This window comes from Dyadobacter bucti (assembly GCF_005869225.1).
Taxonomy (GTDB): Bacteria; Bacteroidota; Bacteroidia; order Cytophagales; family Spirosomataceae; genus Dyadobacter; species Dyadobacter bucti.
The window spans coordinates 933,466-951,436 of record NZ_SWFP01000001.1 but is presented as its reverse complement, the minus strand read 5'-3'; the positions used below and the strand labels follow the sequence as shown (position 1 = coordinate 951,436).

The 17,971-nt window shown below is 49.0% G+C and carries 11 protein-coding genes; all 11 read left to right on the top strand.

The genetic code is table 11. The annotated features are described in order from the left end of the window. Nucleotides 1-969: 969 nt before the first annotated feature. Nucleotides 970-1,317, top strand: coding sequence for a hypothetical protein (locus FBF61_RS34435; RefSeq protein ID WP_166444410.1), 348 nt, complete (start codon nt 970-972; stop codon nt 1,315-1,317). Between the two features lie 716 nt (nt 1,318-2,033). After that, complete coding sequence (locus FBF61_RS03460) at nt 2,034-5,024, top strand: SusC/RagA family TonB-linked outer membrane protein (protein WP_138475757.1); 2,991 nt, start codon at nt 2,034-2,036, stop codon at nt 5,022-5,024. Between the two features lie 27 nt (nt 5,025-5,051). Further along, nucleotides 5,052-6,500: a RagB/SusD family nutrient uptake outer membrane protein gene (locus FBF61_RS03455; protein ID WP_138475756.1), complete on the top strand. Its 1,449-nt coding sequence runs from the start codon at nt 5,052-5,054 to the stop codon at nt 6,498-6,500. A 41-nt stretch (nt 6,501-6,541) separates the two neighbouring features. Then, nucleotides 6,542-8,083 carry an endo-1,4-beta-xylanase gene (locus FBF61_RS03450; RefSeq protein WP_138475755.1) on the top strand — a complete coding sequence of 514 codons (1,542 nt, stop codon included), beginning with the start codon at nt 6,542-6,544 and terminating at the stop codon, nt 8,081-8,083. A gap of 58 nt (nt 8,084-8,141) precedes the next feature. Beyond that, entirely contained in the window at nt 8,142-9,623 is a 1,482-nt protein-coding gene (locus tag FBF61_RS03445) for a cellulase family glycosylhydrolase (RefSeq protein WP_138475754.1), read from the top strand. Then, nucleotides 9,624-10,397: a LamG-like jellyroll fold domain-containing protein gene (locus tag FBF61_RS03440; RefSeq protein ID WP_138475753.1), complete on the top strand. Its 774-nt coding sequence runs from the start codon at nt 9,624-9,626 to the stop codon at nt 10,395-10,397. Between the two features lie 29 nt (nt 10,398-10,426). After that, nucleotides 10,427-11,671, top strand: a complete 1,245-nt coding sequence (locus FBF61_RS03435; RefSeq protein WP_138475752.1) for an MFS transporter — start codon at nt 10,427-10,429, stop codon at nt 11,669-11,671. After that, a complete protein-coding gene (locus tag FBF61_RS03430; RefSeq protein ID WP_138475751.1) occupies nt 11,668-13,011 on the top strand; it encodes an endo-1,4-beta-xylanase in 1,344 nt (447 codons plus the stop codon). Before FBF61_RS03435 ends, FBF61_RS03430 begins: the two co-directional genes overlap by 4 nt. 2 nt (nt 13,012-13,013) lie before the next feature. After that, nucleotides 13,014-14,207 carry an enolase C-terminal domain-like protein gene (locus FBF61_RS03425; protein WP_138475750.1) on the top strand — a complete coding sequence of 398 codons (1,194 nt, stop codon included), beginning with the start codon at nt 13,014-13,016 and terminating at the stop codon, nt 14,205-14,207. A gap of 24 nt (nt 14,208-14,231) precedes the next feature. Continuing rightward, the gene (locus FBF61_RS03420) at nt 14,232-15,047 is read left to right on the top strand and encodes an SDR family NAD(P)-dependent oxidoreductase (RefSeq protein WP_138475749.1); all 816 of its coding nucleotides are present in this window, start codon (nt 14,232-14,234) and stop codon (nt 15,045-15,047) included. A 20-nt stretch (nt 15,048-15,067) separates the two neighbouring features. Then, nucleotides 15,068-17,932: a glycoside hydrolase family 2 protein gene (locus FBF61_RS03415; RefSeq protein WP_138475748.1), complete on the top strand. Its 2,865-nt coding sequence runs from the start codon at nt 15,068-15,070 to the stop codon at nt 17,930-17,932. Nucleotides 17,933-17,971 lie beyond the last annotated feature (39 nt).

Here is a 17,971-nt window from a genome sequence, read left to right as displayed (position 1 = left end):
GCTCTCCACAGTGACCCCAATGGGATGTAAATATTCTAGCAAATAGATATTGTAACAAAGCCAGTGAACCCCGTGAGGGGTGACATTTTTGCCGCAGCTGCCACCCCTGACGGGGTTTTGGATAAAAATGGTATGCCGTTTTTGTTACAAGAATTTCAGCCCTCTGGGCTTTTCATGCATGGTTACTCGTTCCGTAATGCATCGTTATTTTTAGATATCGTCCAGTGCGCTGCACAGTAATCCCAATGGGATGTAATTATTCTGGTAAATGATATTGTAACAAAGCCAGTGAACCCGGTGAGGGGTGACATTTTTGCTGCTGCGACCACCCCTGACGGGGTTCTGGATAAAAATGGTATGCCGTTTTTGTTACAAAAATTTCAGCCCTCTGGGCTTTTTCATACATGGTTACTCGTTCCGTAATGCATCATTAATTTTAGGTTTCGTCCAGTGCGCTCCACAGTAATCCCAACGGGATGTAAATATTCTGGTAATGATATTGTAACAAAGGCAGTGAACCCCTTGAAGGGTGACATTTTTGCCGCAGCTGCCACCCCTGACGGGGTTTTGGATAAAAATGGTATGCCGTTTTTGTTACAAAAATTTCAGCCCTCTGGGCTTTTCATGCATGGTTACTCGTTCCGTATGCATCATTATTTTTAGGAATCGTCCGGTGCGCTGCACAGTAATCCCAACGGGATGTAAACATTCTGGTAAATGATATTGTAACAAAGGCAGTGAACCCCTTGAAGGGTGACATTTTTGCCGCAGCTGCCACCCCTGACGGGGTTCTGGATAAAAATAGTATGCCGTTTTTGTTACAAAAATTTCAGCCCTCTGGGCTTTTCATGCATGGTTACTCGTTCCGTAATGCATCATTAATTTTAGGTCTCGTCCAGTGCGCTCCACAGTCCCCAACGGGATGTAATTATTCTGGTAAATGATATTGTAGCGAAGCCGGTGAATCCTGTGAGGGGTGACATTTTTGCTGCTGCGACCACCCCTGACGGGGTTTTGGATAAAAATGGTATGCCGTTTTTGTTACAAGAATTTCAGCCCTCTGGGCTTTTCATGCATGGTTACTCGTTCCGTAATGGATCATTACTTTTAGGTATCGTCCAGTACGCTCCACATTCCCCAATGGGATGTAATATTCTGGTAAATGATATTGTAACAAAGCCAGTGAACCCCGTGAGGGGTGATATTTTTGCTGCTGCGACCACCCCTGACGGGGTTCTGGATCGTATAGGATATTGTTTTGTTACAAAAATTTCAGCCCTCTGGGCTTTTTTTCATGCATGGTTACTCGTTCCGTAATGCATCATTATTTTTAGGTATCGTTCAGTGCGCTCCACATTCCCCAATGGGATGTAAATATTCTGGTAAATGATATTGTAACAAAGGCAGTGAACCCCTTGAAGGGTGACATTTTTGCCGCATCTGCCACCCCTGACGGGGTTTTGGATAAAAATGGTATGCCGTTTTTGTTACAAAAATTTCAGCCCTCTGGGCTTTTCATGCATGGTTACTCGGTCCGTATGCATCATTATTTTTAGGTATCGTCCGGTGCGCTGCACAGTAATCCCAACGGGATGTAATTATTCTAGCAAATGATATTGTAACAAAGCCGGTGAACCCCGTGAGGGGTGGCATTTTTGCTGCTGCGACCACCCCTGACGGGGTTTTGGATGGAATATAGAATGCCGTTTTTGTTACAAAAATTTCAGCCCTCTGGGCTTTTTTCATGCATGGTTACTCGTTCCGTAATGCATCCTTATTTTTAGGTATCCTCCAGTGCGCTCCACAGTCCCCAACGGGATGTAAATATTCTGGTAAATGATATTTTAACAAAGCCGGTGAACCCCGTGAGGGGTGACATTGTCGTGCCTATCCTGCAAGCCCCGTTTAGGACATTATCAAAAAAAAATGTAAAAAAACTGCCGGAAATTTGGATCAGTATTTCTTATGTATGAATATTGTTATAAAATAAAATTCAATTTTATAATATAAAATTTATTACTAATCCTCAACCAATGAAAGCAATAATTTACATGAGGTTTTTAGCGATATGCATGCTGCTGCATGCCTATGGTGCAAATGCGCAGAACCGGACTGTTTCGGGGAAGGTAACGGGGTCTGACAAGGAGGCGCTGCCAGGTGTCAGTATCCTGATCAAAGGAACTACGCAAGGAACAACTACGGATGCCAAAGGCGACTACTCCATCGGGGTTCCTGCAACGGATGCCGTTCTGATATTTTCGTTCGTAGGCTACAATTCCACGGAGATCAATACTGCAAACCAGTCGGTGATTGATGTAAGCCTGCAGCAAAACGATCAGCAGTTGTCGGAAATAGTGGTGGTAGGTTATGGTACAGTAAAGAAAAGCGACTTAACAGGGTCTTTGTCTCAGATCAAGGCGAAGGAGATCAACGCATTTCCGGCAACGAACGTGCTGCAGGCCATGTCGGGCCGGGCACCTGGTGTGCAGGTCACGCAGAATACCGGCGCGCCGGGAGCGGGTGTGAGTGTACGGATACGCGGAACGAACTCAGTCCAGGGAAGCAATGAGCCGTTATATGTGGTCGACGGCTTCCCGACCTCAGGCAGTAACCCTACGATCATTAACAACAGTGACATTGAAAGTATCGAGGTTTTGAAAGATGCGTCGGCAACGGCAATTTATGGATCGAGGGGTGCAAATGGCGTGGTGCTGATCACAACAAAACAGGGCAAATCCGGGAAAATGCAGGTTGATTATGAAGGCAGTTTCAGCCAGCAGACCCTGCGCAAAAAGCTGGACCTGATGAATGCGAAGGAATATGCCATGTTTTACAACGAGCAGGCCGCAAACGATAAAGTGAATCCCTATTTTACTCAGGCGCAGATTGACGGCTTTGGAGAAGGCTACGACTGGCAGGACCTGGTCTTCCGGAAAGCCCCCATGCAAACGCACAACCTGACTGCCAGCGGCGGAAATGAAAAAACGCGTTTTTCTGTGGGCGCAAGTATTTTTGACCAGGATGGTATCATCAAAGGCAGTAATTATAAACGATATTCCCTGCGGGCAGCGCTCAATACGGATTTTAGTAAAATGTTCAGCCTCAGCTATGGTGCGACTTTAACGAAAATAAAAACCAGCCGCCAGAACAACGGGGGCGGAAACCGGGGCGGTTCATTGATATCTGCGGCCATCTCCGCGCCGCCCACGCTGACGCCGTATAATGAGGACGGTTCGTACCGTGCACTGGCCACAGCCTATCCGTTCATCTCCAATGTGCTGATCAATCCGCTCAATTATATCAATGAGCAGACCGATGAAGTGGACGCAAACCGGATTTTGGCGAATGCCGCACTTACTTTTAAACCTTTCGAGGGCCTGGCCATTAAAATTTCGGGCGGGATCGAAAACAGTGATGATATTACCAATGGTTATACCACCACAAATTTTATCAATTCCCAAGGCACAGCAACCGTGTCCAATGCAAGAGGTACCAGTTTGCTGAGCGAAAACACAATCAGCTACATTAAAACACTCGCCGAAAAACACAGCATTTCGGCAGTTGCGGGTTTTACATACCAGGATTTTCTGAGTACCACGCTGGGTGGTTCGGGTGTCGGATTTTTGAGTAATGTAACGGAAACGGCCAATTTGGGTTCTGCGAATACGCCTGGTATCCCGAGTTCCAGCTATTCGTTCAGTACGCTATTGTCGTACCTTGCCCGCGTAAATTATAGTTTTAGCAGCAAGTACCTGGCAACGTTAAGTTTCCGTGCAGATGGCTCCTCGAAGTACAGTGAGGGCAACAAGTGGGGATATTTCCCTTCTGCTGCTTTGGCCTGGAGAGTTTCTGAAGAAGAATTTATCAAAAATGTCCCTGCCATTTCCGATCTGAAACTCCGGTCGAGCTGGGGGCTGACGGGAAGCCAGGCCATTGGCGCCTATGCTACCCTGAACAATCTGGCTGCCGGAAAAACAGTTTTTGGCGACGCGCTTTATAACACTTTTGCACCCGGTACATTGCTCCCCGGTAACCTGAAATGGGAAACGACGGAACAGCTGGACTTTGGAGTGGATGCCGCTTTCCTGAACAATCGTTACCACATTTCGCTCGATTATTATATCAAAAATACGCGCGACCTGCTTAATACCGTCCAGCTGCCGCTTGGTTACGGTTTTACCAGTACGATCCAGAATGTGGGCCAGATCAGGAACAAAGGGCTGGAAATTGCAGTGGATGGCCGCATTATCGACAAAGCATTCAAATGGGACCTTGGTGCCAATGTCTCGTTTAACCGCAACAAAGTGGTCAAACTGTACAATGGTGCTGATATCCTGGGAGGCAGCATAGGCGTAACGCTGATCAGTGATGCCGCCAACCTGCTCCGTGAAGGCGAACCGATGAGTGTTTTTTACGGATATCTCAAAAACGGATACAATGAAACCGGAAAAGAGATTTACAAGGATCTCAATGAAGACGGGGTGATCAACCAGCTGGATAAGACCATTATCGGAAATCCAAATCCTGATTTTATCTATGGTATCAATTCCAATATGTCCTTCAAGGGCCTGGAACTGTCCATCTTTCTGCAGGGAGTGCAGGGTAATGACCTGGTCAATGTGAGCTCAATCAATAATACGCTTGACTACGGTTTTGGCCTGAACATGCCGCGTGAAGTATATACCAATCACTGGACCCCAACCAACACCAATGCAAAGTATCCGGTTTTGTCACGCGCCAATTCTTATAATTATTCGGACAGGCTGGTGGAAGATGGTTCGTATATGCGTCTCCGTAACATTCAGCTGGCCTATAACCTGCCGCTTTCCGGCTGGGGCGTCAAATGGATGCGTTCGGCGCAGATCTATGTAAGCGGACAAAATCTGCTCACGTTTACCAAATATTCGTGGTGGGATCCTGAAACCAATTCGCAGGGCGGTTCCAATTCGCTGGGGCAGGGGATAGATCATTACAGCTATCCTACGTCCAAGTCGGTCACAACAGGTATCCGTGTCGGATTCTAATTTTCCCAAATCATTATCAGAACTTTCATGAAAAAGATATTTTTAGTTATTCCTCTTTTCCTGTTGATGTCCTGTGAGGATGTTTTGACGGAAAAACCAAAGGCCGTGGCCGTGCAGACTTTCTACAACACAGCCGGCGAAGTGGAAACGGCGGTGAACGCGGTTTACGAGCAACTGCGTGCCACCAACGGCATCAGCGGTCAGTTGGGCGCTCAGCTAGAAGCTTATACCGATTACAGTTACGGTCGCGGGAGTTATCAGGTACTGAGTGATTTTCAGGGTCTTAACAGTACCAACATTCCGCGTACGGACGATGGCTGGCGGCTTTTTTACCTGAGTATCCGGAATGCCAATCTGGTGATTGCGAACGCGCCGAAAGGGAAAAATATCAGTACGGCAGATGTCGCCAAATACACGGCAGAGTCCAAGTTTTTACGTGCATTCAGTTATTTCTGGCTTGTCAGGAACTGGGGGGCTGTTCCGATCCGGACCGAGGTGACACTGGACGAGGCCAACATACAGCGCAGTTCCGTCGAAGATGTTTATAACCTGATCATTGCCGATCTGACTGAGGCAGAGGCTAATTTGCCCGAAACACAGACACAGGTAGGCAGGGCGACCAAATGGGCGGCGAAGGCGGCGCTGGCGGAAGTTTATTTTACACAAAATAAATACAAAGAAGCCCGTGATAAGGCCAACGAGATCATTCAGTCTCAGAAGTTTTCACTGGTACCTGTAACGGTTGCAGCCGATTTTGACAAGGTTTTTGGGCCGACCGTCGTGACTTCCTCGGAGGAAATTTTTTACCTGAAAATGACCAGGCAGAATAACCAGGGCATGTACCTGGCTATGTTTGCACATCATCCGGGCACAAAACTGCACGGCGCGGGAGGTTTTTATGCCCATTACAGCGATACTCAAACCAGCCCTGTCCAAAAAGCCTGGAATGACGCCGATCTCCGGAAAAGTTTCAACTGGATCAAATATGATATCGGTTTGGGGCCCAACACGATCCTTTGCAAAAAATTCTCGGATCCACTGGCACCGACGGGTACTGCCGCCGGCAACGATTTCCCGGTCTATCGTTATACGGATATCCTGCTGATGTTCGCAGAAGCGGATAACCGGGTGAATAATGGACCCACAGCGGCAGGTCTGGAAGCATTAAACCAGGTGCACCGCCGCGCTTACGGGCTGCCTGCCACGGGCGCATCCGCCATCGATTTTGCTCTGAGCGGCTACACGGTGGATACTTTTAACGAGCTGGTGCTCAGCGAAAGGGGATATGAAACACAATATGAAGCAAAACGCTGGCTGGACCTGAAAAGACTGGGCACGGCAAAGCTGAAACAGGTCATTAAGGCAGCCACGGGGAAAGATGTAGCCGACAAACATCTGTTTTGGCCGATACCCGTCGGCGAGCTCAATTTCAATACGGCCCTGGATCCTTCGAAAGACCAGAATCCGGGGTATTGAAAGTTTATTATCTGATTTGAAAACCAGCCCTTTACCACAAAATGAAAAAAGGAAAACTGCTTTTATTAATTTGTATTGTTTTGACAGGAGTGAGGCCTGTAAACTCACAAACGAAACCTGGGGATCCGTCATGGAATTATGCATCTGCCAAAAAGATCATGACCGACGCATACTGGCAGTTATGGAATGCGGATGTGCAAAAGAAAATCGATAAGGATATTGATCTGTACAGAAAATCGGATGCATCATTGAGTTTTGCGGATGCAGCGCCGGGAACGGAGGTCAGGATTGAGCAGATATCGCATGATTTTATCTTTGGGGCCAATATATTTAACTATGATCAGTTGGGTACGACGGAGCGGAACAGGCGTTACAAGGAACTGTTCGGCACACTTTTCAATTCGGCCACCATCCCCTTTTACTGGAAAAAGTTTGAAATGGAACCGAACCGCCCCCGGTTCAAACAGGAATACTGGGATACGGAACAATATTGGAATGCGGTAAAAAAGCCCAAAGACGAACCGCACTGGCGGCGTCCTGCTCCCGACCCGATCGTGGAATTCTGTATAAGCCGGGGCATACGTCCGTACGGGCACACGATCGCCTGGGGTAATCCGAAATGGCAGCATCCCGAATGGCTCTATGAGCAGTTTTGTCCAAAAAACGAAAAGGAAAAGCTGGCTAAATTCACAAAGGAAGAGCTTGGCAAACTTACAGCAAAGGAAATCGCGGCACTGGCCCCGGAATATGTAGCCGCTGTGGGCCGGACATTCGACAAAAGAGTGGAAGAGCTGGCAGCATATTACGGGGACAAAGTACCCGGCTGGGACGTAGTCAATGAAAGCGCGGTTGATTTTCATGGAAATGCAGTCACCGGTGATGTCATCACGAACAGCAGGTACGGAAATCTGCTGCCCGGTGATTATACCAATAGGACATTCCGGAAAGCCAATGAGGTTTTTCCCAAAAATGTCTCGCTGAATATCAACGATTACGCCAATAACCAGAACTACACAGATCAGGTGAAAGACCTGCTGGCAAAGGGCCGCCGGATCGACATCATGGGATCTCAGATGCACCTTTTTAATCCCCAGCAATGCCTTGATGTAGCAGCCGGAAAAGAGATCGAAACGCCTGAGATCGTTTGGGAGAAGATGAAGATCATGAGCCAGGCCAAACTGCCGATCCATTTGAGCGAAATAACCATTACGGCGCCGGACGACAACGAAAAGGGAAGGAATATACAGGCTGTGATCGCTTATAATTTGTACCGGCTGTGGTTTAGCGTTGAAAGTATGATGGGCATTACGTGGTGGAATATTGTAGACGACTGCGGCGCTCCGGGAGAGCCGACTACATCGGGGCTTTTTACAAGAAACATGGAGCCCAAACCATCATTTTTCGCGCTTCAGAAACTGATCAATCAGGAATGGGTAACTTCTCTCACAGCTAAAACAGATCAAAATAACAAAGTGGATTTCCGGGGATTTAAGGGCAAATACCGGGTGACCTGGAAAGCCAGATCCGGCGAATACAGAGAAGAGGTTTTTTCTTTGAACAAAAACGGGGACGGGTTTAAGTAATGCGGTCAGAGTTCCTGCCGGGCACATTTCCCGGTTGTTTTTTAAAGGAGATTTACGGATGAAACGAATAGTTAAAGGCTTTTTATTCTTGTCGGTTTTGGTTTTTTGCTGTACCGGATATACCAGGCCGTACACAAACGGAAAGGGTGATACCGGTGCAGGGAAGGCGGATAGTTCAGGGAATTTTGTTCGTGTGAGCGTTGGGAAGTCCGGTTATCTGGAGCTTGATAACGGCGATCTCTTCATTCCAGTGGGAATCAATATCTGCTGGCCGCGCTTTGTTTCCAGCGAAGATTCGGTCATGAACAAAATGGAGTATTACCTGGATCGGCTGGGCAAAAACGGGGGTAATTTTACCCGTGTCTGGCTGAGCGCACCGGCTTTTGAAGTGGAACATGAAAAGGCGGGGAGCTACGATGAAGCGATAGCCCGGCGGATCGACCGCCTCGTTGCCATCGCCAAACGGAACGGAATCCGTATCAAGTTTTGTCTTGAAAATTTCAGGGCGCTGACCAACCTGCCGCCGATGTTTGCGGGCTCGGTCCCCTTCGAAAAGCCGATCTATGATCAAAGTCGCGGTGGCGGGCTTTCTTCCATGAAGGACTTTTTTACCACCGCTCACGGCAAAGAACTGTACCTGAAAAGGGTTGAATTTCTTGCAAAACGATATGCGGACGTGCCGACGGTTTTTGGGTGGGAGCTGTGGAATGAAATGAATTCTGTCCGGATCGAGGACAAAAAAATAATCGAAGACTGGACCAGCGAAATGCTTGTGGAAGTAAAACGGCGCGTACCGAAGCAGCTCGTCATGCAAAGCCTGGGCAGCTATGATACCGAAACAGCTACCGAATGGTACCGGAATTACTCGGTGATGCCCGCCAACCAGATCGCACAGGTTCACCGGTATCTCGATCCGGGGGCAAAACTGGCAGTTGCCAGAGGGCCTATGGATAAGCTTGCCTACGATGCAGTGCGAACACTGAAGGAATGGGATCTGAAAAAACCGGTACTGTTGTCGGAAGTAGGGGCGGTGCAGGCGCATCATGCCGGGCCTTCTGAGCTTTACCCGAAAGATTCGGCCGGAATGATGCTTCATGATTATTTGTACGCTGCTTTTTTCGCAGGCGCCGCCGGACCGGGACAAAGCTGGCACTGGGATTATTATATCGACAAACACGATCTGTGGTATCAACTGGCGCGCTTCAAGAAAGCGATCCGGGGATTGGACCCGCGTCTGGAAGATTTCAGACCCTTTGTTGCAGAACAAAACGGACTCAGGATCTACGGTTTGCAAGGCAAAAAAACGGTACTGCTCTGGTGCCGGGACCAATCCAATACCTGGGAGGAAGAACTCGTAAAAGGCATAAAACCGGCAAGACTTTCCGGCATATCCGTTTCGCTCCCGTTCAAATTGAATGTTGCGGAAACAATTTTTTACGATCCCTGGACGGATCAGGAAACTGTTTTGCAAAATGGCGGCAAAATCAAGTTGCCGGATTTCGGGCGTTCGGGCATTGTCAGACTAACCATTAAAAATTGATTGAAAGTAATTGATCACAAAATCGTAACCCAGGTGACTGATAAAATTCTAAAAACCGAAAATCTGGTGTGTCTCTGGGATTTTGAAGACGGTAGTCTGTACTCGAAAGGCAGATATAATTACCAGCTTCTGCCCGCCGGGCCGGGCAGCATCGACGTAGAGAAGACCGGGCCGCTTTCCGGTCATTCGGTCAGGTTCGAAGAGCAGCAATATTGCTATATACCCCGATCAGATTGTCCGGGGCTGAATATTTACGGTAAAAACGCGCAGGTAACTGTTTTGGCATTAGTGAAACGTGAACCCAAAACATTGATGCCCGACGAATGCGAAGCCGTTGCCGGGATGTGGCTTGAATCGGAAAAGAAGAGACAATATTGCCTGTTCCTGAATCTCTGGATACATGAAAGTGCTAACCAGGTATGCGGGCACATATCCGGCGTGGGCGGGCCAACGGAAGGAGAAAAATGGTGCATGGATGCTTCCATTGGAAAAACCGCCGTGCTCCGAAACGAATGGTCATGGGTCGGTTTTACATACGATGGTAAGCTCGTGAAGTCGTATCTCAACGGGGAACTGGATCTGCGTGAGGGCCGCAATCCTTATCCGTACACGCAGGGGATATTTGACGGTGGTGAAAACGGGGCCGATTTTACTGTCGGGGCCGTACACAGAATGGGCGAAATGGGCAATTTTTTCAAAGGGAATATGGGCGCCCTGGCTGTGTTCGACCGTGCGCTGGATGAATTGGAAATGAATAATCTATACTCGCTATGATCGAAAATTTGCCATCTAAAAAAACGGGAATGTCTGTAGAAATTGAACCCAATACTTTGCAACCTAACAAAGGTTATAAGTGGGAATTACTCGCCTTACTATGGCTGGCCTTTTTTCTGAACCAGGCCGACCGCCAGATTTTCAGTGTGGTGCTGCCGCTGATCCGCGAGGACCTGGGCCTCAGCGACGCCGAATTGGGGCTGATCGCATCAGCGTTGGTGTGGACGTATGGGCTGCTGGTGCCGGTAGCAGGCTTTTTTGGCGACCGCTTTTCAAGAAAAAAGATCATCGGAATCAGTCTCATCTTCTGGAGTATCGCTACTTTATCGACCGGGTTTTGTACGACCCTTATTCAGTTTGTGCTGCTCAGAGGCATCGCGACGGGCGGGGGCGAGGCATTTTATGCGCCTTCGGCCAATGCGCTGATCAGCCAGCACCATAAAGAAACCCGGTCATTTGCCTTGTCACTGCACCAGTCCGCGGTTTATATCGGTATCATTCTCAGCGGGGTTATTGCCGGGTACATTGGAGAAACCTATGGCTGGCAAAAGGCTTTCTTCGTATTCGGTGCTTTTGGGGTCCTTGTGGGGATACTCGTTTTTATGCGGTTGAAAAATGATATACCTGCGGCAGGTCTGGAAAAACCTGAAATCCTGAAAACGGCCGCTGTTATTTTCAAAAAACCTACTGCCATCCTGCTCACAGCTGGCTTTGCCTGTATGGTTTTTGTGAATGTCGGATACCTTACCTGGATGCCGTCGTTCATTGCATCCAAATTCAATCTTTCACTCGCCGAGGCAGGTTTCAGCTCGCTTTTCTACCATCATGGTGGGGCGGTGATCGGTGTGCTGGTCGGCGGTAAGCTTGCCGACAGGCTTTCTTTGAAGGACAGGAAGGCCAGATTACTGCTGCAAGGCATCGCGCTTTTAATTGCTTCTCCGTTCATTTTCTGGATGGCAGCAGCAGAAACGCAGTTCATCACTTATGCAGCGCTATTCCTTTTCGGCGTGTTCCGCGGAGCTTACGACTCCAATATTTTCGCGTCATTGTATGAAGTGGTTTCTGTTCAAACCCGTTCCTCGGCATCGGGCCTGATGCTGATGTGCGCTTTTCTGGCGGGGGCATTTTCACCTTATATGCTGGGCATTCTCAAACCTACGCTCGGACTTTCGCTGGGGCTGTCCCTGCTTTCGATCGCATATGTCATTGGCGGCGCGCTCATTGTGATCGCTGCGCTGGTATTTTTTAAAAGGGATAAAATTGAATTTCAATGAAAAGAATCTTCGTTTTTCTAACGTTAAGCCTGATTACAACATGGGTTTCGGCCCAGAACCGGTATGATTCCTTATGGTCGGACCCGGCTGTGGAACAGCGCATTCAGCAGGGAATTGAAACCAACCGTAAAGGTGACGCCAGTATTACGGTTCATTCAAAAAAAGGGAAACTACCCAAAAACGCGAAAATTGAGATAACACAACTGACACATGAATTTCAGTTCGGTTCCAATATTTTCATGCTGAACGGTTATCAGAAGCCTGAGCAGAACAAGCGTTATGAGGACATTTTCAGGAGCCTCTTCAATACCGCCTGCGTGCCTTTTTACTGGAAAACACTGGAACCCGAACCTGGTGATCTCAGATATGAAGCGTCGAGCAAGGAAATTTACCGCCGCCCGCCGCCGGATCCCGTACTTGAATTTTGCGAGAAGAACGGCATTACGCCCAAAGGCCACACGCTGGTTTGGGACAATGTAAAACATTCCACTCCCGACTGGCTTCCACGCGACACGACGGTCATTCAGCAAAAAATCAATGAACGTATCCGGCAACTGGGCGAACGGTACGGGGAGCGCGTCAAAACCTGGGATGTGGTCAATGAGCTGCTTTCTTATCATAGTAATGCCATTCAAATGCCTGACAATTATGGTCTTAAAGCATTTCAGCAGTTTTCCGAAAATTTCCCGAAAACGACCCGGGGTTTTATCAATGAAACCACGAGCATCTGGTCGAACTATCACCGGGAATACAGCCCGTACAATGTGCTGATTGAAAACATGCAACTGAAAGGGGCCAAAATTGACGGGATAGGTCTGCAGTTCCACTTTTTCAGCGAGGCGCTCCATTACGATGTGGTAGCGGGTAAAAGCATTACGCCGAAGACCGTTTTTGATGTCCTGGACCTGTATGGAAAATACAATGTGCCGATCCACATCTCGGAAATTACGATCCCTACTTTGCCCAACAACGAAACCGGACTGCAAAACCAGGCGAAAATGACACGTAATTTTTACCGTGCCTGGTTCAGCCATCAGGCTGTCGAAGCCATCATCTGGTGGAACATGTCGGACGGAACGGCCGTAGCCGGGGAGGATAAATGGCGCGGCGGATTCCTGAATGAAGATATGAGCCCGAAACCTTCCTACCATGTTTTAAATGAATTGATTAATAAAGAGTGGAAAACATCTGTCAGTCAGAATGTTGAAAGCAATAATCCTGTTACTTTCCGCGGGTTTTACGGCGATTATTCCGTAAAAATCACGGTTGGGAAACAAATTGTCGAAAAGAAATTCTCCATTAAAAAAGACCAGAAAAACATCCTGTCCATAGCTATCTGAATATGAAAATTGTTGACCTCAGAACGCGCTGCGTCGCCATTCCGCTGAATGCCCAATTGAGACATAATACCGGTGTGCATCCCGGCTATTTTTTACGGACCATTCTGGAAGTAGTAACCGATGAAGGTATCGTCGGCCTGGGAGAAGTAGGCGGCGGTGACCAGCGCGGCGCATTGCAAAAACTGAAACCGAGAATCATCGGACTGGATCCTTTTCAGCTGGAAGTGATGAAGCTGAAAGTGTTGCGCAGTATTTATTACATGTCCAATGCCCGGCTGTATGCGGCCTTGGAAATGGCTTGCCTGGATATCCAGGGGAAGGTTTTGAACAGGCCGATGAGCGATCTCCTCGGCGGCCGTATTCGTGACGAAGTACCTTTCATTGCCTATTTGTTCTGGCGTTACGACCGCCCCGGCGACGGAAAACATGATGAAACAGCCGAAGACCTGGCCGATTACTGTGTGGAATTGCACGAAACCCTTGGCGTGAATGCCATGAAACTTAAAGCGGGAGTAATGTCGCCGCAGGAGGAAGTGCGGGTGCTGGAACTCTGCCGTCAGAAGCTGGGCGATGATTTTGGCCTCCGCATCGACCCCAACGGAGTATGGTCTGTACCGACTGCCGTGCAGATGGGAAAACGGATGGAACAGCTGAACATCGAGTACTTTGAAGATCCGTCCTGGGGTTTGCAGGGCAATGCCTCTGTTCGCCAGCAGGTACGCATTCCGATCGCCACCAATATGTACCCCGCGCGCTTTGACGATCTGGCGCCTGCGATACGGCTGGGCGCAGTGGACATTGTGCTTACCGATATTCACTATTGGGAGGGTCCCCGCGGTGTGAAAGACCTTGTAGCCATATGCAATACCTTTAATATGGGCATTGCCATGCATAGCGGGGCTGAGTTCGGGATCGAACTCGCGGCGATGATCCATACTGCCGCCACCATCCCCACAATGACTTTCGCAGGCGACGCCCACTACCATTATCTGACCGACGATATCATTCAGGGAGGCAAAATGGAGTATAAAAACGGATGCATCAAGGTTCCCACCGGGCCGGGGCTGGGTGTGAGTCTGGATGAGGACAAGATGAAATTTTACGAAAAATATTACGAGGAAAAAGGAGACTACTATGCCCGTTTCCACCAGGACCCGTACCGGCCAGACTGGTATCCCAAAGTAGGAGGCATTTAATATCCTGAATATAATCAACAGTATATGAATAGATTGGCAGGGAAAAAGGCGTTGGTGACAGGTGCAAACCGGGGAATAGGGCGGGCAGTGGTGCTGCAACTTGCAGATGAGGGATGCGAGGTCGGCATTCATTACCAGAATATCACGGAAGAGGCCGAGGAACTTGCCGCACTGGTACGGTCGCGCAATGGTAGTGCCCATATTTTTCAGGCGGATATTGCTGATCTGCAACAGGTAAAAAAGCTTGCGGAAGAGGCCTGGGAAAAGATGTCCGGAGTTGATTTTCTGGTCAATAATGCGGGTGTATCCTACAAAAAGCTATTTCTCGACACAACCGAGCAGGATGTTGATCTTTTTATGAATACCAATTTCAGGGGGACTTTTTTTCTTACCCAGGCGATCGCCCGGAGTATGGTGGAACATAGGGTGGAGGGGGCAATTTATACGATTACCTCCGTGAACGGAATCCGTCCGGGAATTGGGCAGAGCGCTTACGGCGCCTCCAAGAGCGCCCTGGAAACATTGATGAAAGGTGTTGCGCTGGAACTTGCACCGCATAACATCAAAATAAATACCATTGCCGCCGGTGCCATCGAAACCGATATGACCAGGGAAGCCCGGGAAGATCCGGCTGCTTTCAGGGAAATCAATGAAGGCATTGCTATGGGCCGTTTCGGGCTGGCCGGTGAGGTAGCGGCTGTGCTGGTCAATCTGCTGGTGTCCGGAAGTTACCTGACCGGCGAATCTATTACCGTGGACGGAGGTCTGCTGCTAATGCGCGGTTATGGAAAGCCCAAACCCTACAATGATACTACCGGCCAGGACACTGGCCGGAAATGAACCATTTATCATCATAAGGCATGAAAATATTCGCATATCTCACTATTTCACTACTTTTAATAACCGCGGTGGTCAGAAGCCAGCCGGCAGAGAAAAACCTCTGGCAACCTTATCGCGTCACAGAACGGAGCGGTGCGCAGCATGTGGAATTATCCGGCGAAGGCTGGACGCTGGGGCATGCTGACAAGCCAATCGAAAGCAGCTCCGAATGGTCCGGATTGAAGGACGTTTTCAAAACCAGCATTCCAAATTCGGTTCACTGGTCGTATTTCAAGGCGGGAAAGTTGCCGCATCCTTATTATAACAAGAATTCAGAAAAGTACTGGTGGCTCGACGAGAAAGTATGGTACTACCGCCGTTCGTTCCAAATGCCTGAAAAGGATGCGGACAGCTATGTATTTCTATGTTTTGAAGGGGTCGATTATTTTTCAAAAGTATGGGTGAACGATTCATTGGTGGGTGTTCATGAAGGAATGTTCGGAGGGCCGACGATAGAAATCAGCCGCTTTCTGAAAGCAGAGAATGAAATTGTAGTTGAAGTACGGGCCGGGAACTGGGGCAACAAAGCGACCAAGCTGGAAGATTTGCCGCGGTCGGCTTCGGGGGAATTTGATTATTCAAAACGCAAAGGTTACAATCCCAGGGTAAGCGGCAAGATCATCAAACCGTGGGTAATTTCAGGCGGCTCGGGTGGGGAGGCATTTTTCAGCGTGGGAATGTGGCAGGGAGTGAGGCTCGAGATTGTTCCGAAAGTACACCTGGAACGCCCGTTCCTGACTACCGTAAAATCTTCGGATAAGCAGGCGGCGCTTCATTTGTCGCTCGAACTTCTTGCCGGCGAACCTTCTACCAATTTGAAGCTCCACCCCTGGAACAATACGCAACTGGACCATCCGGACAACTTCGGGCAGAAATTCGAGGCGCAAAACGGAAATTACACGGTACAGCTGGAGCTTTTGTCGGACGGGAAACCGGTGAGTAAACAAGCCTGGAAAATAGCGCTCACCAAAGGCCGGAACTGGCTGGAAAAAGATATTGTACTTGCTAATCCAAAGCTTTGGAATCCCACCGGACTCGGAAAAGCGGATATGTATGATGTCAGGATCACATTGATGCAGGACAACAAGGTTTTGGATAACATCAGTTTTAAACACGGCATCCGTACCATTGCCTTTCTGCCGACGGGCGGGCCCCGTACCCGCGACCGGTGGGACGACTGGCAGTTTGTGATCAATGGCAAAAAGGTTTTTGTCAAAGGGATGAATTTTACTCCCCAGGACATTCTGCTGGATCTGCCCTACGAACGATACCGGTGGACCCTGGAAGCGGCCAAGAAAATGGGCGTTCAGCTGATCAGGATCTGGGGTGGCGGGCTGCTGGAAACAAAACATTTTTATGATATCTGCGACGAGCTCGGGATCATGGTCTGGCAGGATTTCCCGATCGGCAACCAGGACACGCCCGATTACCCGCAGGATGTGTGGGAGGCGCAGGTAGTTCAGAATATTGTGCGTCTGAGAAACCACCCTTCGCTGGCGATCTGGTGCGGGGGGAACGAATTCAATGCGTATTCGTCCGGCAATGCCACTTCCATGGGTATCCTGGAACGCAATTTGAAAATTTTCGATCGCGCGAGACCATTCAAACGGACCACGCCCGACCACGGCGCCATACACGTTTACCCGGACATGGATCCGGTGTGGTACAATCGCAGCTATGCAAAAGCGCCGTGGATTTCCGAAACCGGCATGCACTCGCTCCCCGAGGCAAGCGTTTTTTATGAAACTGTGAATAACAAGGAGTTTGTAGGATTGGGCAAAATGTGGGAGAAAACTTTTGAAAAAGACCATCCTGAATTTATTCATCATTTTACGGAATACGGCCCTGGCCGTGTCCCGCGAATGCTGAGCCGCGCCTCTCACATCGTCGACGTAGCAGACCCTACCATCGATGAAATTTCAGAAGCATCGCAGGTGGGCGCAGGGGAATTTTATCAGGTTTTTTCGGAAAAGGTGCAGGGGAATTACCCGGTGACGACGGGTTTGATGCCCTGGGTATTCAAACGGCACTGGCCCGTGATCGCGATCCAGCTGATGGATTGGTTCGGTAACGCAGGCGCACCTTATTATTTCCTGAAAAGAACTTATGAGCCGACACATGTTGCCGTGGATATTCAGCGGCTGTTGTGGAAATCGGGGGAACAAATGGACCTGCCAGTCAAAGTCACACATGCATCTCCGGGTGCGATCAATGGTGCGAAATTGTCTGTCAGTGTATTGGACGACGCATTTAAAACCCTTTGGAAAAACGAAAAGTCCTTGCAGATCCAGGCCGGAACTTCGGTGACCAGCGCCGCAACGGGCAAATTCACAATTCCCGCTGAGTACAACGACCGTTTTTTACTGGTGCTCGCAGAGTTAAAGGATCAGGCCGGAAAGCTGATCTCCCGCTCCGTTTATTTTCCAAGGGTACTTTCCAAAATGCGTGACGAGGCCTTTTTTAAGGAATATACTTCAACACCGATTCCCTGGATTGCACTGGACAAAGGGCCCTGGCTCAAACCTGCGATGGCTCAATCCCCGCAAACGACCCTGACCATTGCCGCGAACAGCCAGGAGAAGATCGGAAATGACCGGAGCCGCATTAAAGTGACCGTAAAAAACACAGGGACCTCGCCCGCATTTATGACAAAAATGGATATTTCGGGAGTGAAAAGGGCGATTGTGGCAGAAGACAATTATTTCTGGCTGGCGGCAGGAGAGGCGAGACAGATCGTGCTGGACGTGCTCTGGCGGGAACCGGAAGCAGCCGGACAACCCATGCTGACTGTAAAATCCTGGAACTCCCCGCTGGCGACTTCAACGCTGTACATACCCAAAAACTAGAACCAAAACACCAATAAAATAAAAAATTCAACGCTTAAA